The organism is Hymenobacter jeollabukensis (assembly GCF_005771675.1).
In the GTDB taxonomy this organism is placed as follows: Bacteria; Bacteroidota; Bacteroidia; order Cytophagales; family Hymenobacteraceae; genus Solirubrum; species Solirubrum jeollabukense.
In genome coordinates, this window is the sequence record NZ_VAJM01000008.1 from 210,819 (window position 1) to 230,431 (window position 19,613).

At 66.1% G+C, this 19,613-nt stretch carries 16 protein-coding genes; 10 read left to right on the forward strand and 6 right to left on the reverse strand.

The features are described from left to right. Window positions 1-148: 148 nt before the first annotated feature. The gene (locus tag FDY95_RS16280) at window positions 149-2,299 is read right to left on the reverse strand and encodes a catalase (RefSeq protein ID WP_138079365.1); all 2,151 of its coding nucleotides are present in this window, start codon (window positions 2,297-2,299) and stop codon (window positions 149-151) included. Window positions 2,300-2,569: 270 nt separating this feature from the next. Between FDY95_RS16280 and FDY95_RS16285 the strand changes: the two genes are divergently transcribed. Then, a complete protein-coding gene (locus FDY95_RS16285) occupies window positions 2,570-3,790 on the forward strand; it encodes an XdhC family protein (protein WP_138079367.1) in 1,221 nt (406 codons plus the stop codon). 67 nt (window positions 3,791-3,857) lie between these two features. After that, entirely contained in the window at window positions 3,858-4,316 is a 459-nt protein-coding gene (locus tag FDY95_RS26385; protein ID WP_171025716.1) for a hypothetical protein, read from the forward strand. A 71-nt stretch (window positions 4,317-4,387) separates the two neighbouring features. Here the strand turns inward: FDY95_RS26385 and FDY95_RS16295 are convergent, their stop codons facing one another. Continuing rightward, entirely contained in the window at window positions 4,388-4,804 is a 417-nt protein-coding gene (locus tag FDY95_RS16295; RefSeq protein WP_138079371.1) for a molybdenum cofactor biosynthesis protein MoaE, read from the reverse strand. 122 nt (window positions 4,805-4,926) lie between these two features. After that, window positions 4,927-5,169, reverse strand: coding sequence for a molybdopterin converting factor subunit 1 (gene moaD / locus FDY95_RS16300; protein WP_138079373.1), 243 nt, complete (start codon window positions 5,167-5,169; stop codon window positions 4,927-4,929). 124 nt (window positions 5,170-5,293) lie between these two features. Between moaD and moaA the strand changes: the two genes are divergently transcribed. The 4 genes from moaA (at window position 5,294) to FDY95_RS16320 (ending at window position 8,952) form a co-directional block, all read left to right on the forward strand. Then, on the forward strand, window positions 5,294-6,310 hold the full coding sequence (gene moaA / locus FDY95_RS16305) for a GTP 3',8-cyclase MoaA (protein ID WP_138079375.1): 1,017 nt from the start codon (window positions 5,294-5,296) through the stop codon (window positions 6,308-6,310). Between the two features lie 58 nt (window positions 6,311-6,368). Then, window positions 6,369-7,643 (forward strand): leucine-rich repeat domain-containing protein, encoded by a 1,275-nt coding sequence (locus FDY95_RS16310; protein WP_138079377.1) that lies wholly within the window; start codon window positions 6,369-6,371, stop codon window positions 7,641-7,643. Between the two features lie 8 nt (window positions 7,644-7,651). Continuing rightward, a complete protein-coding gene (locus FDY95_RS16315) occupies window positions 7,652-8,455 on the forward strand; it encodes an alpha/beta hydrolase (RefSeq protein ID WP_138079379.1) in 804 nt (267 codons plus the stop codon). Window positions 8,456-8,526: 71 nt separating this feature from the next. Then, entirely contained in the window at window positions 8,527-8,952 is a 426-nt protein-coding gene (locus tag FDY95_RS16320) for a hypothetical protein (protein ID WP_138079381.1), read from the forward strand. A 99-nt stretch (window positions 8,953-9,051) separates the two neighbouring features. Here FDY95_RS16320 and FDY95_RS16325 read toward each other — a convergent pair whose 3' ends face one another. Then, window positions 9,052-10,215: a putative sulfate/molybdate transporter gene (locus tag FDY95_RS16325; protein ID WP_138079383.1), complete on the reverse strand. Its 1,164-nt coding sequence runs from the start codon at window positions 10,213-10,215 to the stop codon at window positions 9,052-9,054. 189 nt (window positions 10,216-10,404) lie between these two features. Then, the gene (gene moeB, locus FDY95_RS16330; protein WP_138079385.1) at window positions 10,405-11,496 is read right to left on the reverse strand and encodes a molybdopterin-synthase adenylyltransferase MoeB; all 1,092 of its coding nucleotides are present in this window, start codon (window positions 11,494-11,496) and stop codon (window positions 10,405-10,407) included. A gap of 336 nt (window positions 11,497-11,832) precedes the next feature. On the opposite strand from moeB, the gene fdhD reads away from it, so the two are divergent. From fdhD to FDY95_RS16345, 3 genes are all read left to right on the forward strand, one after another. After that, the gene (gene fdhD, locus FDY95_RS16335; protein ID WP_138079387.1) at window positions 11,833-12,741 is read left to right on the forward strand and encodes a formate dehydrogenase accessory sulfurtransferase FdhD; all 909 of its coding nucleotides are present in this window, start codon (window positions 11,833-11,835) and stop codon (window positions 12,739-12,741) included. A 160-nt stretch (window positions 12,742-12,901) separates the two neighbouring features. Then, window positions 12,902-13,243, forward strand: a complete 342-nt coding sequence (locus FDY95_RS16340; RefSeq protein ID WP_138079389.1) for a DUF7009 family protein — start codon at window positions 12,902-12,904, stop codon at window positions 13,241-13,243. A 114-nt stretch (window positions 13,244-13,357) separates the two neighbouring features. Next, on the forward strand, window positions 13,358-15,919 hold the full coding sequence (locus FDY95_RS16345) for an FdhF/YdeP family oxidoreductase (protein ID WP_138079391.1): 2,562 nt from the start codon (window positions 13,358-13,360) through the stop codon (window positions 15,917-15,919). A gap of 219 nt (window positions 15,920-16,138) precedes the next feature. On the opposite strand, the gene FDY95_RS16350 is transcribed toward FDY95_RS16345, so the two are convergent. Then, window positions 16,139-16,381 carry a hypothetical protein gene (locus FDY95_RS16350; protein ID WP_111477200.1) on the reverse strand — a complete coding sequence of 81 codons (243 nt, stop codon included), beginning with the start codon at window positions 16,379-16,381 and terminating at the stop codon, window positions 16,139-16,141. A gap of 478 nt (window positions 16,382-16,859) precedes the next feature. Between FDY95_RS16350 and FDY95_RS16355 the strand changes: the two genes are divergently transcribed. After that, a complete protein-coding gene (locus FDY95_RS16355) occupies window positions 16,860-19,544 on the forward strand; it encodes an MGH1-like glycoside hydrolase domain-containing protein (protein ID WP_138079393.1) in 2,685 nt (894 codons plus the stop codon). The last annotated feature ends 69 nt before the right edge of the window (window positions 19,545-19,613 follow it).

Consider the following 19,613-nt stretch of genomic DNA (forward strand, 5'->3'; position numbering starts at 1 on the left):
TCCGCGCATTAAGTCGCCGGCCGCCAGCGGCATTCATCCGATTGAGCATGCCGCCCGTGGACCGACAGGAGGGTGCCGAGCACAACAAAAGCCCCGCCGTGCCGAGCACCGCGGGGCTTCCGTAAGGCCCTGAATGGGCAACTACGCCTTACACTTTCGGCTGGCTCTCCAGCTCCCGCTGCCAGAAACGGCCGGTGGTCAAATCCTGGATGAATTGGTCCGTATTGCCGGCCACGCTCACGCCGGGGCCGCCGGGCAGGTCTTCGGCGCCGGCGTAGGCGGCGGCTTTCAGCAGGGCCTCGCCGGCCGGCGCCGCCCCGATGGGCTTGCAGTGGCGGTAGGCCTCGTTGACGAACTGCACCGCGTCGGGCTGCTGGCGCAGGGCCTGCACGCTTGGCTCGCCGCCGGCCACGTACACGCCATCGAACAGCACCGAGGCGGTGGTTTGCAGGCTGAAGTCGATGCGCAGGGCCTCGCCGCCCTGCACCTTGAGCATGCCCAGGTGCGGGGCCACCAGCTTGGCCGTAGCACCGCCGGCTTCGAGTGCTTTCTTCAAGGACTGAATGCTAGCCGCGTCGGCGCCGTCGGCGGCCAGGATAGCTACCTGCTTGGTCTGGATATCCTTCTGGGCATTCACCGGGCTGAACTCGATGCTGAGCGCGTCGGACTTGCCCTCGTCGCCGCTGGCGGGCTTGGATTGCAGCCGGGCCGGGTCCTCGTCGGCCCCCACGATGCGGTTGAGCTGCATGCCCTTGGCCGAAGGCACTTCCAGGCCCAGGCCCTTGGCCACGCGCTGGGCCAGCTCCTGGGCTACCTGGTTGAGGTGCACCAGCATCCGCTCCCGCACGCCTTCGTCCTCCACCTTGCCCAGCTCGAAGCGCAGGGCCTTCACGATGTGGGCTTTTTCCCAGTCGGCCTGGCTGTTCCAGAACAGGCGGGCCTGGGAGTAGTGGTCCACGAAGCTCTTGCTGCGGGCGCGCACCTTGCTGCCCTCCACCCGTTCCTGGTGGCTCACGAAGCCGCCCTCGCTCTGCTTGGCCTGCTTGGGCGTGTTGTCGTTGAGGTAGTTGGGGCCGTAGCTGGTTTTGCCCACGTTGATCTGCTGGCGCATGTGCCCGTCGCGCTGGTTGTTGTGGATGGGCGCCACCGAGCGGTTGATGGGAATTTCGTGGAAGTTCGGGCCGCCCAGGCGCGTGAGCTGGGTGTCGGTGTAGGAAAACAGCCGGCCCTGCAGCAGCGGGTCGTTGGTGAAGTCGATGCCGGGCACCACGTGGCCGGGGTGGAATGCTACCTGCTCCGTCTCGGCAAAGTAGTTGTCGGGGTTGCGGTCGAGCACCATCCGGCCGATGATGGTGACGGGCACCAGCTCCTCGGGAATGATCTTGGTGGCGTCGAGCAGATCGAAGCCGAATTTGAACTCGTCTTCCTCCTCCACCACCTGCACGCCCAGCTCCCACTCGGGGAAGTTGCCCTGCTCGATGTTGTCCCACAGGTCGCGGCGGTGGAAGTCGGGGTCCTTGCCCGAAATCTGCAGCGCCTCGTCCCACATCACCGACTTGATGCCCAGCTTGGGCTTCCAGTGAAACTTTACGAAGCGGGCTTTCCCGTCGGCATCAATCAGCCGCCAGGTGTGGATGTTGAAGCCCTCCATGGTGCGCAGGCTGCGCGGCAGGGCCCGGTCCGACATCACCCACATAACCATGTGCATGGCCTCGGGATTGGTGCTGATGAAATCCCAGAAGGTATTGTGGGCCGAGGCCGCCTGCGGAATCTCGTTGTGCGGCTCGGGCTTCACGGCGTGAATCAGGTCCGGAAACTTAATGGCGTCCTGGATGAAAAACACCGGGATGTTGTTGCCCACGAAGTCGTAGACGCCCTCCTGGGTGTAGAACTTCACCGCGAAGCCGCGCACGTCGCGGGCCATATCGGAGGAGCCGCGCGAGCCGGCCACGGTGCTGAAACGGGTGAAGATGGGCGTGCGCACGCCCGGCTGCAGAAACTGGGCCCGCGAGTACTGCTGGGCGTTGTCGTAGGCCTCGAAGTAGCCGTGGGCGGCCACGCCGCGGGCGTGCACCACCCGCTCCGGAATCCGCTCGTGGTCGAAGTGGGTGATTTTCTCGCGCAGCAGGAAATCTTCCAGCAGCGAGGGGCCCCGCTCCCCGGCCTTTTCCGAGTTCTGGTCGTTGTTGACGCGCACGCCCTGGTTGGAGGTCAGGAACTCGCCGTGGCCGTACTCGCGGTTTTGCTCCAGGTCTTGGGATTTGGCGTCCTGCTCGGTGGGTTTTGGCTTTTTGCTCATGATACAGCGCTAGGCAGTTGATAAGAGGAAGGCCGGCTCTGGGCCGCTGGCGCGGCTGGGGCGGTGGCTGCCCTGCTTAACGGACGCTGCCCCGCCGGGTTCGGCCCAAAACCGCCCGGGCGGGCCGTATGCACGAGCTTAGCCGCGGGCTTTTGCCCCGGGCCGCAAACCTGCAGGCGCCGGGCGGGTTGATAACCAGCCGCTCCGGCGGCGCGTACTGCCTTGACGCCGCTTCCGCTGCCGCCGGAACGGTTTATCCTGTTGCTCCCCATGACCGAACTCCAACGCCTGCTCGCTGCCTACGACGACTACCGCGCGGCCGGCCGCGCCTGCGCCCTGGCCACCGTGGTTGAAGTGGAAGGCTCGGCCTACCGCCGCCCCGGCGCCCGCATGCTCGTCACCGACGACGGGCAGCTCACTGGCGCCATCAGCGGCGGCTGCCTCGAAGGCGACGCCCGGCAGCGCGCCCGGCAGGCCCTCGTGCGCCGCCAGCCGACGCTGGTCACCTACGACACCTCGGACGAAGACGACCCCCGTCACGGCCTCGGCCCCGGCTGCCAGGGCGTGGTGCGCATCCTGCTGGAGCCGCTGGATTTCCAAGACCCCGACAACCCCTTGGAGCTGCTGCGCGGCTTTGCCCGGCACCCCGAGCCGGCCGTGCTGGCCACCGTGTTTCGCTGCGCCGCCGGCCAGGCCGTGGCCGACCTCGGCCAGCGCCTGCTGCTGCTGCCCGGCGGGCAGGTGCGCGGCTCCGCCCTCGACAACCTCGCCCTCACCGCTGACATCCGCCGCGACGCCGACCAGGCCCTCGGTCAGGATCAGTCGTTGATCCGCGAATACGCCGCGCCGGGCGGCACCGTGCGCGTGTTTCTGGAAGTGCTGCGCCCACCCTTGCGCCTGGCGGTGTACGGGGCCGGCAACGACGCCCAGCCGCTGGTGCGCTTGGCCGCCGGGCTCGGCTGGCAGGTGACGGTGGTGGACGGCCGCCCCCGCCAGGCCGCGCCGGAGCGGTTCCCGGAAGCCGCCGAGGTGCGCGTGGTGCCCTTGGGCCAGGTGCCCGAGCTGCCCCTCACCGCCGATTACGCCGTGCTGCTCACCCACAACTACGCTTACGACCTGGCCGTGCTCCAGCGCCTGCTCGACGCGCCCACCCAGTACATCGGCCTGCTCGGCCCGCGCCAGAAAGCCGCCCGCCTGCTCGAAGAGCTGCGCGAGGAAGTGCCCGAGGCCGAAGCGCGCCTGCAAGGCCGCCTCTACAGTCCCATCGGCCTGAACCTAGGCGCCGAAACGCCGGAGGAAATTGCCCTCTCCATTGTGGCCGAAATCCAGGCCGTGCGCCAGGGCCGGCCCGGCGGCATGCTCACCCATTCCCCGGACCCCATCCACGCCCGCCCCACCGACGTGGCCGCGCCCGACTCGGCCGCAGAAATGGTGGGCGGGAAGCCTCGCTACCGTCACGTGGTGGTGACGGAGCCGAGCTGCGGCATCTGACCGGACGTGCTGCTGCCCGCGCGCCCGAAGCTAGGAAAGGCGTTGGGGATTTTGCTTATCTTGGGCTATGCGGATTGTTGCCGGACATACGCTGCTACTGATTGCCCTGGTGACCCTGCCGGAGGGGGCTGCTGCCGGGGCAGGGCCGTTAAGAAACGGGGGCCCCAGCGCGCAGGGACGGGCCCTGCGGCACCGGCCGCCGCTCTGGCCTTTCCGGCAAACGGAATACCTGCAGCTGGTGCCTGGCATTATCGCCCAGCACCGCACTTGGCGGGCCTTTGGCCCGCGCACCGTGAGCAGCCCCGGGTGCGCCGGGCCGCCCACTACCAGCACGCAATGGGGCTGGCTGAAGCGCTCCGGGCCTTACACGCTCTACAACGCGGCCGGCCAGCGGCTGACGCCCTACCAGTACCTGTACGTAATCAACGACAGCCGCGAACGGCTGCAGGTAACGCGGCGGCTGCCCGACCGAACTATCATCACCGAGTGGGTTTCACCGGACGGCACCGTAGCCCGGAGCCGGTAGCGGCCCACCGGGCTACGGTGCCGTCCGGTCGGATAGCTGCTCTTGGCTCCCGGTCCGGGTCGCGTCAGGTGCTAGGGGTGCGCGGCCACCCACACGGTGCCGTCCTCGTACTCCTCCTTTTTCCAGATGGGCACCACCTCCTTCAGGGTGTCGATGATGTACTGGCAGGCGGCAAACGACTCGGCGCGGTGCGGCGTCGATACGGCCACCGCCACGGCCACGTCACCGATTTCCAGAGTGCCTTTGCGGTGTACTATGGCCACTTCCTGCAGCATGGGCCAGCGCTCCACGGCCTGCTCGGCCACTTTGCGCAGCTGGTGCACGGCCATCTGGTCGTAGGCCTCGTAGTGCAGGCGCACCACCCGGCGGCCGGTGCTGCGGTTGCGGATGGTGCCGATAAAGGCGTTGACCGCCCCGGCCCCGTCGGCCTGCACGGCCTGAAGGACGGCGGCCACGTCGATGGGCTGGTCGGTGAGCTGAATGAGCATTTCTGTCAATTAATAATTAAGAATGAAGAATTAATAATTGAGAACGAAGCCTGATTGGTCGAGAGCCATCAACCGGCCAAAACCACCAATTCTTAATTCTTCATTCTTAATTATTAATTACCTCACCCGCCGCTGACGGGCGGAATCAGGGCAATTTCGTCGCGCTCCTGCAGCTGGGTGCCGGGCTGGGCGTATTCGTTGTTGACGGCTACGGCGAGGCTGCGCAACTGGCCTAGGGCCGGGAAGGACTGGTGCAGTTCGGCCAGCAGCTCCTGCACCGACTGGCCCGCGGGCACGGTCAGCTCCAGCTGGGGACTTCCGACGATTTCGCGGGTGATGCCGAAGAGGGCAATGGTTAACTTCATGGGGCCATAACCGGAAAAGCAGCCGGTTGGGTTGCGAAATTCGCCGAAATCGAACACAAATGCCGCCCGGCCGTTGTTGCAAGCACGCGGCCGCTGCCCCGGCGTCCGTCCCGCTTCTGCTTCCATGACCGAATCCGCTCCGTCCGTTTTATTCGACAGCCACGGCCGCCCGCTGGAATACCTGCGCCTGGCCGTGACGGACCGCTGCAACCTGCGCTGCTTCTACTGCATGCCCGCCGAAGGCATCGAGTACGTGCCCAAGCAGCAGCTGCTCAGCTACGAGGAAATGGAGCGGCTGGTCGGCCTCCTGGCCGGGCTGGGCGTGCGCAAGGTGCGCCTGACGGGCGGGGAGCCGTTCGTGCGCCGCGACCTGGTGCCCTTTATGGAGCGCCTGAGCCAGCTGCCGGGCATCACGGAGCTGACGCTGACCACCAACGGCGTGCTCACGGCCCCGCACGTGCCGGCCCTGGCTCGCATGGGCGTGCGGGCCGTCAACCTCAGCCTCGACACGCTCGACCGCGGCCGCTTCGCGCGCATCACCCGCCGCGACGAGCTGCCCCGGGTGCTCGACACGCTCTACGCCCTGCTGGCGGCTGGCATCCGCGTCAAAATCAACGCCGTGGTGATGGACGGGCAGAACACCGAGGACCTGCTGCCCCTGGCCGAACTGACGCGGGAACTGCCCGTGGACGTGCGCTTTATCGAGGAGATGCCCTTCAACGGCGGCTCGCACGAGGCTACCGCGGCCACGCTGCCGTGGAATCACCGCCGCATCCGGGAGCACCTGGCGCAGCACTTCGGCGCGCTCCTGTCCGAGCCCACCCGCCCCGGCGACACGGCCGCGCACTACGCGGTGGCGGGCCATGCGGGCCGGCTGGGCATCATTGCGGCCTACTCGCGCACCTTCTGCGGCACCTGCAACCGCATCCGCCTCACCGCCGAAGGCAGCGTGAAAACCTGCCTCTACGACCAGGGCGGCCTCGACCTGAGGGCCCTGCTGCGCGGCGGCGCTTCCGACGACGAGGTGCGCGCCGCCCTGTGCCAAGCCTTTTACCAGCGTGCCGCCAACGGCTTCGAGGCCGAGCAACAGCGCCCCCTGCATCAGCTCAACTTCGAGTCGATGTCGACGATTGGGGGGTAGAGTGAATTAACGTCAAAACAATACCTTCCGGCTCCGATAGCTGTATTTGAGCCTAATTATGTCTTGGATTACTTGTCCACGTCTGTGCAAGTGGGTAGCCGGCATCTGCTTACTAGGTCTGAGTGCCTGCCATACCATCCAGCGCAGTCTGCACACGCGCTACCACCGCATCACGACGAAGCTGTTGAATAAGGCCGTCGTCGTAGGCGGGACGGAACTGGACACTGGTCGGTACGTGGTGCTGAACTACAGCTATTATTCCAACCGCCGCGGGGTTACGGACAACTGGTACAGCAAGGAAGTGTATCTGCAGCTGCGCGACCTAGCGGCCCTGCCCGTGGGGCAGGCGGTAGCGGTGCCCGGGCCCGCCGTGCGGGTGCTGGGCCATGCCCGCGCTACGTGGTATTTCGAGCAGTTCAAGTCGATAAGCGGTACCATCACGCGCCTGAATAATTCGCCAACGGCCCCCCGGCTGCGCATTGCGCTGCAATACCAGGACGAAAAGCAGAAGCGGCACCCGCTGCTGAACCAAACCGTCCGCTTTCCGCTCGATGCCACGTATTTCCAGCGGCAGCAGAAAGACTACCACGGCCAGTACGAGGACCTGCGGCTGGCGCTGAAGGAGCCGGCGAAAGTAAAGTCGCTGGACCTGACCACGTACGCCATTCAATATAGAAAACGCAATGGCCGGGACAGCGGCCCGGATACCCTGTACCGTCGGTTAGGGGAGCTGTATAACCTGGAAGAGCTGAAGCTACACCTCAGCGACCTAAAGGAGATGCCCGTTGGATTTGGGAAGCTGAAACGGCTTAAAAAACTCGACCTTAGTTACAATGACTTATCGGCGTTTCCCGTCGTTTTGTATGAGCTTGACAGCTTGCGGGAGCTAAACCTGGGGCATAACGACTTGGATAGTTTGCCCGCTTCACTGCCGCGCCTGAAAGCCCTGCGGGTGCTGAATCTTGATGATAATCGTTTCCGCCGTTACCCCGCAGCTATCAATAACTTGCCGTGGCTGGAAGAGCTATACCTGGGCAATGCCAGCCTGCGTACGGTACCCGCTTCCATCGGGCAGCTCACGCAGCTGCGGGTGTTGGAGTTGGAAGGCTTCTGGAACCATCCCCGACGCAACCAGCTGCAGGAACTGACGCCCATCGGCCAACTTTCCCAGCTCCGGCGGCTCGACTTGCACGAAAACGGCACAATAAAGTCGCTGCCGGAGTCTTTATATCAGTTGCAGAACCTGGTAGAGCTGGATTTGCGGGGTAATCCCATCGACTCGGCGCAGGTCGATGTCAAGCGTTTTCCCCGGCTCGAAAAGCTGGCTATCTAGAATCGGTAATGAAAGTAGTGCTCTGGATTCTGGGCAGCGCGGCTGCGGTCTACGTACTGGTCTGCCTGCTGCTCTACTTTCAGCAGGAGCGCCTGCTGTTCTTCCCCGCGAAGCTGCCCGCCGATTACCGCTTCCGCTTCCCCGGCCGCTGGGAGGAGCGGTGGACCACGGCGCCCGACGGCACGCGCCTGCACGGCCTGCTGTTTCATACCGAGGCGCCGCGCCGGGGGCTGGTGTTCTACCTGCACGGCAACGGCGGCGCCCTCGACAGCTGGGGCGAGGTGGCCCCGCTCTACACCGCGCTGGGCTACGACGTGTTCCTGCTCGACTACCGCGGCTACGGCAAAAGCCAGGGCCGCATCAGCACCGAAACGCAGCTGCTGACCGACGCCGACGCCGCGTACCAGCAGCTGGCGGCCGACTACCCCGAAAACCAGACCGTGGTGCTGGGCTACTCCCTGGGCACGGGGCCGGCGGCCTGGCTGGCGGCGCGGCACCGGCCGCGCCTGCTCATACTGCAGGCCCCGTACTACAGCATGCAGGACATGGCCCGCAGCCACTATCCCTGGGTGCCGGGCTTCCTGGTGCGCTACCCGCTGCGTACCTACGAGGTCTTGCCGCGCGTGGCGGCGCCGGTAGTGCTCTTCCACGGCGACCGGGACGAGGTCATTTACCCCGGCTCCTCCCGGCGGCTGCGGGCCCTGCTCCGGCCCACCGACCGGCTGATCGTGCTGCCGGGCGCGGGCCACAACGGCATGACCGACAACCCGCGCTACCAGCAGGTGCTGCGCGGGCTGCTGACGGGGCAATAGGGGAGGGTCGCGGCCGTTCAAACCGAAAAAATCCGCATTTTGCGGGGGCGTCACCTTTCCCTCCCTTTGCCATGCCTATTCCAACCGTCCACGAGTTTGCGGCCGCGCTGCACGCGTCTGCCGCCGATGCTGAGTCCGCAGAGCTTGCCGTGCTGAGCAATCCGCTGCTGACGGCTTTTGAAGAAGTAAGGTCGTTTCGCCCGCTGAGCGTGCGGCCCGTGAAGGCGCCCTGGGAGGGCACCGCCCTGGCCTTCGAAGCCTCCTGGCCCGATACGCACGCGCTGGTGGTGGCTGCCCGGGTATCGGCCGAGCACGGCACCTCGGCCCAGCTGATGCTGCGCCGCGCCGGACAGACGATTTACGCCGTCAACTCTACCCCCGATCAGCTGGCTACCGACGTGGCCCAGTGCCTCGGGCGCCACATCCGCTACCACGCCGCCGCGCCCTCGGCTGCCCCGGCCGCCAGCCCCGATGCCAGTCCGGCCCAGCCGGCTTAAGCTATTCGGCAATGTCCAAACGCCCCACGCCCGCGGTAACGCCGCGGGCGTGGGGCGTTTGTGGTTTCGGCGGGAGTGGTCGGCGCTTCGGTTTGGGGACTATTTGCCCAGGCCTACCCAGCCGCGCTGCATGGCGTAGTACACCGCCGTGCCCACCGTCAGGCCCACCAGGTAGCCGTAGGGCAGGCCCCAGCACAGCAAACCCACCAGCACCACCAGCAGCAAACCGGCGCGCGTGCCGGCCACGTCGCGCAGCAGCGCGGCCAGCGTGAGGGCTTCGAAGAGCAGCAGCACGCCCAGCACCGGCAAGGGGAAAATCTGCACCACCTGCTGAAAGCCCTGGCTGAAAAACAGCCCCAGCACCAGAAACAGCCCGCCGTAGAGCAGCACCGAGCCGCCCGTGCGCGCCCCGAAGGCGTAGTGCCCGGCCAGCCCGCCCGAGCCGTGGCACACCGGAAAGCCGCCCAGCAGCGGGTTCACCAGATTCATCAGGGCGTAGGTGAAGCTGATCTGGCGCACGGTAATGTCGCGCTCCGGAAAGTGGTCGTGCAGCACCTGCCGGGTGGCTAGGATGGAATTGCCCAGCGAAAGGGGAATCTGCGGCAGGGCCAGCAGCACCGCGCCGGTTACTACGTCGGGCCAGGCGGGCGTGTGCGGGGTGGGCAGGTGCAGGCCGAGGGCGCGGTGGGCGGTGCCCAGGTCCAGCTTGAACAGCAGGCCGTAGGCCACGCCCAGGCCGATAACCAGCAGCGCGGCCGGCACGCGGCGGTTGCCGAGCAGCACCACCGTAATCAGAAACGCCACGGCCGCCAGCACGTAGCCGCCCAGGCCGTCGGCGGGCACGTACTCCTTCAGGGCCAGGGTGGAAAGCTGCAGGGCCAGCCCCAGCTGAATGCCGCGCACCACGGGCTTGGGCACCAGCCGCGCCAGCGCGTCGATGAGGCCGGTTACCGTGAGTAGCAGCATGCTGGCGCCGATGGCCAGCCCGCCGCCGAAGATGAGGCGCCCGGGCAGCTTTTGGGCAATGACCAGCGCGGCAAAGGCCTTGAGCGGCTGCACCGGCATGGGCAGCCCGTACCACAGCCCCGAAAACACCTGCATCAGCCCGAACATGATGAGTACCCCGGCCGCGTCGACGTCGGAGGCGGCGATGATGCCGATGAGCAGGGGCAGGTCGGTGCCCAGGTCGCCGAAGGCGCCGGCCAGCTCGTTGCGGTCGAAGCGGATGCGGGGCCGGGCGGGCGGCGTAGCGGTTTCGGGCATAAGGGAAGTGAACTGGCGCCGGTGCAGCCGCAGCCTAACCGGCGCCCGACATAAGGCAGGCTTTCAGCCTGCGGATGAGTACAAACAGCCCAGGCATACGGTCTGGGCGGCTACGCGGGTTGAAACCCTGCTTTCTTTCCGAACCCGGGAAGCCGCTGCACGGCTAAACCGGTGCCAGTCGTGGCTGGCTCAGGACTCCGCCCAGGCCAGGAGGCCGCCTTCCAGGTTCTGCAGGTTGCGGAAGCCAAAATCGGCCTGCAGCTGCTGAATGGCGCGGCGGCTGCGGGCACCGGAGCGGCAGTACACCACCACCGGCTGCTCGCGGGGCACGGCGGCCACGCCCGCCGCCAGCTGGCCCAGCGGCAGCAGCCGGGCGCCGGGCAGGTGCTGGGCTTCAAACTCGTGCGGCTCGCGCACGTCGAGCAGGAAGGGCGGGGTGGGGGACTGCAGCCGCGCCCGCAGCTCGGCGGCGGTGATGCCGTCGGCGGGCGGGGCGGCGCAGCCGGGGTCGTGGTAGTCGGCGGGGTTGGCTGTGTCGGGCGTTATCAGGCTGCGCGCGGGGTGGCGGGCGAAGCGCAGGGCGCGCGTCTGCATGGTCAGCGCGTCGAGCACCCAGAGGCGGCCGCTGAGCACCTCGCCCAGGTCGAGCAGCACCTTCAGCGCCTCGGAAGCCTGCACCGTGCCGATGAGGCCGGGCAGCACGCCCAGCACGCCGGTGGCGTCGCAGTTGGGGGCTTCGGCGGCGCCGGGCGGCTCGGGAAACAGGCAGCGGTAGCTGGGCCCGCCGCGGTAGTTGAACACCGACACCTGTCCCTCGAACTTGTAGATGGCGCCCGACACCAGGGGCTTGCCCAGCAGCACGCAGGTGTCGTTGAGCAGGTAGCGGGTGGGAAAGTTGTCGGTAGCGTCGACGACCAGGTCATAATCGGCCACTAGCTCGCGCACGTTGTTGAGGCTCACGCGCACGGCGTGTAACTGGCAATGCACCAGCGGATTGAGGCGTTGTACTTCGCGGGCGGCGGTGGCGGCTTTGGGCTGGCCGAGGTCGGCGGGGCCGTAGAGAATCTGGCGCTGCAGGTTGCTGAGCTCCACTTGGTCGGCATCGGCAATGCCGAGGGTGCCCACGCCGGCGGCGGCCAGGTACTGCAGCACCGGGCAGCCCAGGCCGCCCGCGCCCACCACCAGCACCCGGGCCGCGCGCAGCTTCAGCTGGCCCGCCTCGCCGATTTCGGACAGCTGGAGGTGGCGGCGGTAGCGGTGGCGTTCAGCGGGAGTAAGCATTGTGCAGGGGTGACAGGTAACAGGTAACAGGTGACAGGTGACACGTAACAGGTAACACGTGACAGGTGAAAGGGGCGGTGGAAGGGCGGAAATTTACGGGCGGGCGTACGTGCTGAACTGCCGGACGCGGGAAAGGTTGGCGCGGCGGATAACATATGTCCGCCGCCGCAGGTTGGCAGCAGACGCCGCCGACTGGTTATTCCTCGGATTCGCCTCCGGGCCCGCCCCGCCGAATAACACAACAGCAGCCGCTCAACTCCAATCAGCAGGCTGCCGTTGCCCACCTGTCACCTGTCACCTGTCACCTGTCACTTGTCACCTGTCACCCCACCGCCAATGCCTGCTCCCGTTTTTCTGCCGCCCACCAGCTACGAATACACCCGCGTGCAGCGCGTGGTGGGGGAGGCGCGCACCCCGGCCGATGACGTGCTGGCCGCCGAGGAGCCGCTGGAAATTCGCCTGGGCTACGGCCCCAGCGGGCAGCGGGAGCACCGCACCCTGGCCGTGACCATGCGCACCCCCGGCCACGACGAGGAGCTGGCCGCCGGCTTTCTGCTCACCGAGGGCCTGATCCGGCGCCGCGAGGAGCTGCTGGGCGTGCGCCCCTGCCCCGACGTGCAAAAGCCCGAGGAGCAGGGCAACGTGGTGCGTGCCGAGCTGGCCGCCGACCTGCCCCTGGACCTGCCGCGCCTGGAGCGCCACTTCTACACCAGCAGCAGCTGCGGCGTGTGCGGCAAAACCAGCATCGAGGCGGTGCACGCGGCGGCCTGCCCGTTACTGCCCGCTGACGGCCCGCTGATATTGGCCCCGGTGATTCACCAGCTGCCCGAGCGGCAGCGCGAAGCCCAGGCCGTATTCGAGCAAACCGGCGGGCTGCACGCGGCGGCGCTGTTTTCGCCCCAGGGCGAGCTGCTGTTGCTGCGCGAAGACGTGGGCCGCCACAATGCCCTCGACAAGCTCATCGGCGCGGCCCTGCTGGCCGGGCAGCTGCCCCTGCACCGGCACGTGCTGCTAGTCAGCGGCCGGGCCAGCTTCGAGCTGGTGCAAAAGGCGGCCGTAGCCGGTATTGCGGTGCTGGCCGCCGTGGGCGCGCCCAGCTCCCTGGCCGTGCAGGCTGCCCAGGATTTCGGCATGACCTTGCTCGGCTTCGTGCGCCAGCAGCGCTACAACATCTACTCGCACCCCTGGCGGATTATTTCCGAGGAGCCAGAAGTCAGGAGCGAGGTGTCAGAATTCAGGAGCTAGGAGCCAGAAGCAAGAAGCTAGAATGTCGTGCAAATTCGCAACCCCAGGCCAAAACGGCCATACACTCCTAGCTCCTAGCTCCTAGCTCCTAGCTCCTAGCTCCTAGCTCCTAGCTCCTAGCTCCTAGCTCCTAGCTCCTAGCTCCTCCCTTTCCCCCCCCATGAAGCTCCGCATCGAAGACAACACCCTGCGCCTGCGCCTTTCCGACGAGGAAGTGGCGCAGTTTGCCCATGCTGGCCGGGTAGAGGCCGTGGTGCCGCTGGCGCCCGGTCCGGCCGGCCAGTTCACCTACGCCCTGCAGCTCACCGACGACGACTCCACCGCCGCCGCGCAAGCCCTGCGCGTGGCCTATACCCCCGGTTCCTTATCCGTGCTGGTGCCCGCCGCGCTGGCCCAGGCCTGGCTGGAACCGGCCGAAATCAGCCTCGCCGGCACCGTCGACATGACGGACGGGCAGGAGCTGCGTATACTGGTCGAGAAAGACCTCGGCTGCCGTCACTAGCCTGGCAGTCCGTAAACTTGCCCTGAAGTACCCAATCCCACCGAAACAAAAACCTCCCGCAGTCGTCAGGCTCTCCCGCTCCCCTTGGCGCGGGGCCGGGGGGTGAGGCTCATTATGGAAAAGTCGCCCGCCCAAGACCCCAGCCAGTCCGGCAACACCAACGAGCAACCCGCGGCCAGCAACGTGCCCAAGAGCGGGGAGCGGCCCGGCCAGGGCACCGCGCCCGTAGCCGACCACGAGGATCCGGGCGGCAAGCCCGACGCCGACAAGCGCATTATGGAAGCCCCCGACACCCTCGGCGCCAAGCACAAGTACCCCGTGCTGGCCCAGCCGCCCGAAGACTTCACCGGCCTCACCCTCACCAAGCCCAGCAAAGTGGCCGCCGGCCTGCAGGCCGTCATCAAAAGCATGGAGTTCAGCTGGGCCGAAGCCGGCCTGGGCCGCGGCACCCACGCCCTGCTCAAGCTCAACCAGATGGACGGCTTCGACTGCAGCAGCTGTGCCTGGCCCGACCCCGACACCCACCGCTCGGTGGCCGAATTCTGCGAGAACGGGGCCAAGTCGACGGCTTCCGACGCCGACCACCGCACCATCGGGCCGGACTTTTTCGCCCAGCACAGCGTAGCGGATTTGTCGCGCTTCACCGACCGCGACCTGAACAACGCCGGCCGCATTACGCACCCCATGGTGCTGCGCCCCGGCGCCACGCACTACGCGCCCATTGCCTGGGAAGAAGCCTTTCAGCTGATCGGGGAGAAGCTCAACGGGCTGAAGTCGCCCGACGAGGCGGCCTTCTACACCTCCGGCAAGGTGCCCAACGAGCCGGCCTACGCCTACCAGCTGTTCGTGCGTGAGTTCGGCACCAACAACCTGCCCGACTGCTCCAATATGTGCCACGAGTCGAGCGGCTCGGCCCTGACCAACACCGTGGGCCTGGGCAAGGGCTCGGTAACGCTCAACGACCTCTACGAGGCGGAGGTCATTCTCATCATGGGGCAGAACCCGGGCACCAACCACCCGCGCATGCTCTCGGCCCTGCAGAAAGCCAAGCGCAACGGGGCCCAGATCATCAGCGTCAACCCGCTGATGGAAGCCGGGCTGAACCACTTCCGCAACCCCCAGGACTTCATGAACCCGCTGCGGGCCCTGGGCGCCCTGCTCGGCGACGGAACCCAGATAACCGACCTCTGGCTGCAGGTGCGCGTCAACGGCGACCAGGCGGTGCTGCGCGGCATCATGAAGTACTTGCTGGAGGCCGAGGAGCGCAACCCCGGCCAGGTCATCGACCATGACTTCATTCGCGAATACTCGGCGCACTACGAGGAGTTTCTGACCGAGCTGCACAACACCAGTTGGGAAGACATCGAGCAGATGAGCGGCGTGCCGCGGGCGCAGCTGCTGGAAGCGGCTAACATCATCGGGGCGAAAAAGAAGATTATCACCTGCTGGGCCATGGGTCTCACCCAGCAGAAAAACGCCGTGTATAGCATCGGCGAAATCGTGAACCTGCACCTGATGAAGGGCGCCATCGGTATTCCGGGCGCGGGCCTGTGCCCGGTACGCGGGCACTCCAACGTGCAGGGCGACCGAAGCATGGGCATCTGGGAGCGGCCCAGCAAGGTGTTTCTCGACGCGCTGGAAAACGAGTTTGACTTCCAGCCCCCGCGGGAACACGGCCTCGACTCGGTGGAAACGGCCAAGGCCATGCACGACGGGCGCGTGAAAGTGTTCGTGAGCATGGGCGGCAATTTCCTCTCGGCCATGAGCGACACCGAATTCATTGCCGAGGCCATGCGCCGGCAGGAGCTGACGGTGTTCGTGGCCCCCAAGCTCAACCGCGGCCACCTCGTCACGGGCGACACCTCCCTGCTGCTGCCCTGCCTGGTGCGCGCTGAAATCGATACCCAGCGCAACGGCAAGCAGTTCGTGACCTGCGAAAACTCCATGGGCGTGGTGGAGGCCTCGCACGGTGTGCTGCAGCCCCTTGAGGGCCAGATGCTGAGCGAAACGGCCATTGTGTGCGGCATGGCCATTGCCACCCTGGGCGAGCAAACCACCACCGACTGGGTGGCCATGATGGAGAACTACGACGTCATCCGCGACCATATTGCCCGCACCATCGCGGGCTTCGAGGACTTCAACCAGAAGGTGCGCCGGCCGGGCGGCTTCTATTTGCCCAACGGCCCGCGCGAGCGAAAATTCACCACCGACAACGGCCGGGCCAACTTCACCGTCACCGAGTTCAAGAAGCACGAGCTGCTGCCCGATCAGCTGGTGCTCTTCAGCATCCGCTCGCACGACCAGTTCAATACCATCATCTACGACTACAACGACCGGTACCGCGGCGTGTACGGCGAGCGGCGCGTCATCTTCCTGCACCCCGACGACATGCGGGCCCGGGGCATTCAGCCGCGGCAGCTCGTCAACATCACCAGCCACTTCGAGGGGCAGCAGCGCCACGCCGAGCGGTTCGTGGCCATTCCCTACGATTTGCCGCGCGGCAACTGCGCCGCCTACTACCCCGAGATGAACGTGCTAGTGCCCGTGGCCAGCGTGGCCGACGTGAGCAACACGCCCACCTCCAAGTTCGTGGTGGTAACGGTGATGCCCCTGCCCGAAACCCTGCCCGAAGGCGAAACCAAAGCCCGCCCGCTGCAGGTCGCCGTCAGCGGGTAAGCTGACCTTAAAAATTCGCGGGTAGTAAATAGGCCGTCATGCTGAGCTTGTCGAAGCATCTCTACCACTTCGCATGCAACGATTTAACGAAGCAGTAGAGATGCTTAGACAAGCTCAGCATGACCGCTCTGGAATTGTCGGCCTAGCATATCTGCCAGAGCATAAAAAAAGCCCGTGTGCAGCTTGCACGCGGGCTTTTTGATTGAATCGGGCGGGCCGTTAGTTCTGTCTTTCGGCCAGGTTGCGCAGCTGCTCTACTACTTCGGCGGGGCCGCGGTAAACGAGGCGGCCGTTCTGCAACTCGCCGGTGTAGACTTCCATTTCCGGGGCGGCGGCGCACAAGAACACCCGCAGGGATTCGCGGGCACCGGGACGCACGAAGGTGATGCCCGGTTTGGCGTCGGGGCCATCGGGCCAGGAAATCTGGTAAAAGCCGGTGGCGACGAGGTAGTTATCAAGCATAGGGTGGGGGAAATGTTCGGAGCCACAAGCATATTCCGTTCCTATATAGTTCCAACTCAGATAAATAGTAAAACACTTATTTTAGAGGACGGTTACTGCGAAGCCGTCCGGGCATTTCGGGCTGGCCGCCAGCCGGCGCGCCCGCCCAGGCCAAAAGGCTTAGACGCTGCCGCTAAGGCCGTTGGCACCGACGGCGGCCGGACACACCGGGCAGCTGGCCCGGTTTTAGCCTCCCGGAGTACTTGCGCAAATGCGCTTATAGCAAACGTTTGCGCATCGATGGGGCTGAGCCCAAACCACTTAGCGCCCGAACTATCGACGGGGTGGCTTACGTAGAAGCCCGAAAACCAATTCGCGACAGGGACCAACCGACCACTGGATATGAGCATGCGCCGTCCGACCCATTCGCTGCCCCTGCGCCCTCTCTCAACCTTTACGCTAAAGCTCCGGCCTCGGCCCGGGCTTCGCCATACAGTTCATGACGCAGGAACAACTACGCCTAGCCGCTTCCAAGACGGGTGAAGCGGCCTGGCTGAAATTCGGCCCCTATCTAACGGAGCGTCAGTGGGGTACCGTGCGCGAGGATTATTCGGCCCACGGCAACGCCTGGGACTTCGTGTCGCACAACATGGCCCGCAGCTACGCCTACCGCTGGGGCGAAGAAGGCCTCGGCGGCATCAGCGACGACCAGCAGCTGCTGTGCTTCGGGCTGGGCCTCTGGAACGGGGCCGACCCATTCCTGAAGGAGCGCCTGTTTGGCCTCACCAACGGGCAGGGCAACCACGGCGAGGACGTGAAGGAGTGCTACTACTACCTCGACAGCACCCCCACGCACTCCTACATGCGGATGCTCTACAAGTACCCGCAGCGGGCGTTTCCGTACCGGCAGCTGCTGCAGGAAAACGCCCGCCGCTCGCGGCACGAGCCGGAGTACGAGCTGCTCGACACCGGCGTCTTCAACCAGGGGCGCTACTTCGACGTGTTCCTGGAATACGCCAAGGCCGGTCCCGACGACCTGCTCATCACCGTGACGGTGCACAACCGCGGCCCCAAAACGGCCCGCCTCGACGTGCTGCCGCAGATCTGGTTCCGCAACACCTGGAGCTGGGGCTACGACGGCTACCGGCCCGAGCTGCGCGCCGCCGGCCCGGGCGAAATCCAGGCCGAGCACCGCGACCTGGGCGCTTACCACTTCTACTGCGAATCGGCCGGGGAGCTGCTGTTCTGCGACAACGACACCAACGGCACCGTGCTCTACGAACTTGAAGCCGGCCCCGACGAGTACTTCAAGGACGGCATCAACGATTACGTGGTGCAGGGGCGCCGCCGGGCCGTAAACCCCGCCCGCCGGGGCACCAAGGCTGCCGCCCACTACCCGCTCAAGTTGGCCGCTGGCGCCAGCCAGCAAATTCGCCTGCGCCTGAGCCGGGCCGAGCTGGCCCAGCCCTTCGCCGATTTCGACCAGCTGTTTGCCCAGCGCCACGCCGAGGCCGACGAGTTTTTCGACTGCCTACAGGAGCAGCTGCCCGACCAGGACGCGCGTAACATTCACCGCCAGGCCCTGGCTGGCATGATGTGGAGCAAGCAGTTCTACTACTACGACGTGACCCAGTGGCTGCAGGGCGACCCGGGCAGCTTTAACCCGCCACCTAACGGCCGCCGCCAGGGCCGCAACAGCAACTGGCCCCACCTGCACAACGCCGACATCATTTCGATGCCCGACAAGTGGGAGTACCCCTGGTACGCGGCCTGGGATTTGGCTTTCCACTGCGTGCCGCTGGCCGTGATGGACTCGGAATTCGCCAAAAACCAGCTGCGCCTGCTCACCCGCGACTGGTACATGCACCCCAACGGGCAGCTGCCGGCCTACGAGTGGAACTTCTCCGACGTGAACCCGCCCGTGCACGCCTGGGCCACCTGGCGCGTGTACCAGATGGACAAAAAGCTTCACGACGGCCAGGGCGACACCGTGTTTCTGGAGTCGGTGTTCCACAAGCTGATGCTGAACTTCACCTGGTGGGTAAACCGCAAGGACCGCAACAACCACAACATCTTCGAGGGCGGCTTCCTGGGCCTCGACAACATCGGCGTGTTCGACCGTTCGGCCCCGCTGCCCACCGGCGGCTACATCGAGCAGGCCGACGGCACCTCCTGGATGGCCATGTACGCCTTGAATCTGATGCGTATTGCGCTGGAGTTGGCCAAAACCAACCCGGTGTACCAGGACGTGGCCGCCAAGTTCTTCGAGCACTTCCTCTACATCGCCGAGGCCATGACGCGCGCCGGCGACGGGTCGTTCAACCTCTGGGACGAGGACGACGGCTTCTTCTACGACGTGCTGCACCTGCCCGACGATGAGCGCATCCGGCTGAAAGTGCGCAGCATCGTGGGCCTGATTCCGCTGTTCGCGGTGGAGGTGCTCGACGAGGAAATGCTGGAGGCCATGCCCGATTTCACCCGCCGCCTGCGCTGGCTGCTCGACAACCGCCCGCAGCTCTCGGCGCTGGTGTCGCGCTGGCAGGAGCCGGGCAAGGGCGAGCGGCACCTGCTGAGCCTGCTGCGCCGGCAGCGGCTGGAAAAGCTGCTCACCCGCATGCTCGACGAGGCCGAATTCCTCTCTGACTACGGCATCCGGGCGCTGTCGAAGCACCACGAGGAGCACCCCTACGTGTACAACACGCCCGAAGCCGACTTCGAGGTGCGCTACGAGCCGGGCGAGTCCAGCTCCGACCTGTTCGGCGGCAACTCGAACTGGCGCGGGCCGGTGTGGTTTCCCATCAACTACCTCATCATCGAGTCGTTGCAGCGCTTCCACTTCTACTACGGCGACTCGCTGACGGTGGAATACCCCACTGGCTCGGGCCAGCGCCTGAACCTGAACGGCGTGGCCAATGCTTTGGCCGAACGCCTGACCAGCATCTTCCGCCGCGACAAACGGGGCCGCCGCCCGGCCTTCGGTCACTACGAGCTGCTGCAGCGCGACCCGCACTTCAAGGACTACCTGCTCTTCCACGAGTACTTCCACGGCGACGACGGCCACGGCCTCGGCGCCAGCCACCAAACCGGCTGGACCGGCTTGGTGATGCGCCTGCTGCAGCCGCTGGCGCCCATCGGCGGGGCCATCGAGCGGCCCCAGCCGCAGCAGGAAAGCGTGCGGCAGTAAGCGCCTGATAGCACGTGCCGACAGCCGCGCCGTTTCAGGACTCAATCCGGGGACGGCACGGCTGTCGGC

What these genes read in the sequence shown, in the direction of transcription:
- FDY95_RS16280 (WP_138079365.1), bottom strand. Translation starts at nt 2,299, where the DNA reads ATGAGCAAAAAGCCAAAACCCACCGAGCAGGACGCCAAATCCCAAGAC.
- FDY95_RS16340 (WP_138079389.1), top strand. Translation starts at nt 12,902, where the DNA reads ATGAAGCTCCGCATCGAAGACAACACCCTGCGCCTGCGCCTTTCCGAC.
- moeB (WP_138079385.1), bottom strand. Translation starts at nt 11,496, where the DNA reads ATGCTTACTCCCGCTGAACGCCACCGCTACCGCCGCCACCTCCAGCTG.
- FDY95_RS16345 (WP_138079391.1), top strand. Translation starts at nt 13,358, where the DNA reads ATGGAAAAGTCGCCCGCCCAAGACCCCAGCCAGTCCGGCAACACCAAC.
- FDY95_RS16295 (WP_138079371.1), bottom strand. Translation starts at nt 4,804, where the DNA reads ATGCTCATTCAGCTCACCGACCAGCCCATCGACGTGGCCGCCGTCCTT.
- FDY95_RS16320 (WP_138079381.1), top strand. Translation starts at nt 8,527, where the DNA reads ATGCCTATTCCAACCGTCCACGAGTTTGCGGCCGCGCTGCACGCGTCT.
- FDY95_RS16285 (WP_138079367.1), top strand. Translation starts at nt 2,570, where the DNA reads ATGACCGAACTCCAACGCCTGCTCGCTGCCTACGACGACTACCGCGCG.
- fdhD (WP_138079387.1), top strand. Translation starts at nt 11,833, where the DNA reads ATGCCTGCTCCCGTTTTTCTGCCGCCCACCAGCTACGAATACACCCGC.
- moaD (WP_138079373.1), bottom strand. Translation starts at nt 5,169, where the DNA reads ATGAAGTTAACCATTGCCCTCTTCGGCATCACCCGCGAAATCGTCGGA.
- FDY95_RS16325 (WP_138079383.1), bottom strand. Translation starts at nt 10,215, where the DNA reads ATGCCCGAAACCGCTACGCCGCCCGCCCGGCCCCGCATCCGCTTCGAC.
- FDY95_RS16350 (WP_111477200.1), bottom strand. Translation starts at nt 16,381, where the DNA reads ATGCTTGATAACTACCTCGTCGCCACCGGCTTTTACCAGATTTCCTGG.
- FDY95_RS16310 (WP_138079377.1), top strand. Translation starts at nt 6,369, where the DNA reads ATGTCTTGGATTACTTGTCCACGTCTGTGCAAGTGGGTAGCCGGCATC.
- moaA (WP_138079375.1), top strand. Translation starts at nt 5,294, where the DNA reads ATGACCGAATCCGCTCCGTCCGTTTTATTCGACAGCCACGGCCGCCCG.
- FDY95_RS16315 (WP_138079379.1), top strand. Translation starts at nt 7,652, where the DNA reads ATGAAAGTAGTGCTCTGGATTCTGGGCAGCGCGGCTGCGGTCTACGTA.
- FDY95_RS16355 (WP_138079393.1), top strand. Translation starts at nt 16,860, where the DNA reads ATGACGCAGGAACAACTACGCCTAGCCGCTTCCAAGACGGGTGAAGCG.
- FDY95_RS26385 (WP_171025716.1), top strand. Translation starts at nt 3,858, where the DNA reads ATGCGGATTGTTGCCGGACATACGCTGCTACTGATTGCCCTGGTGACC.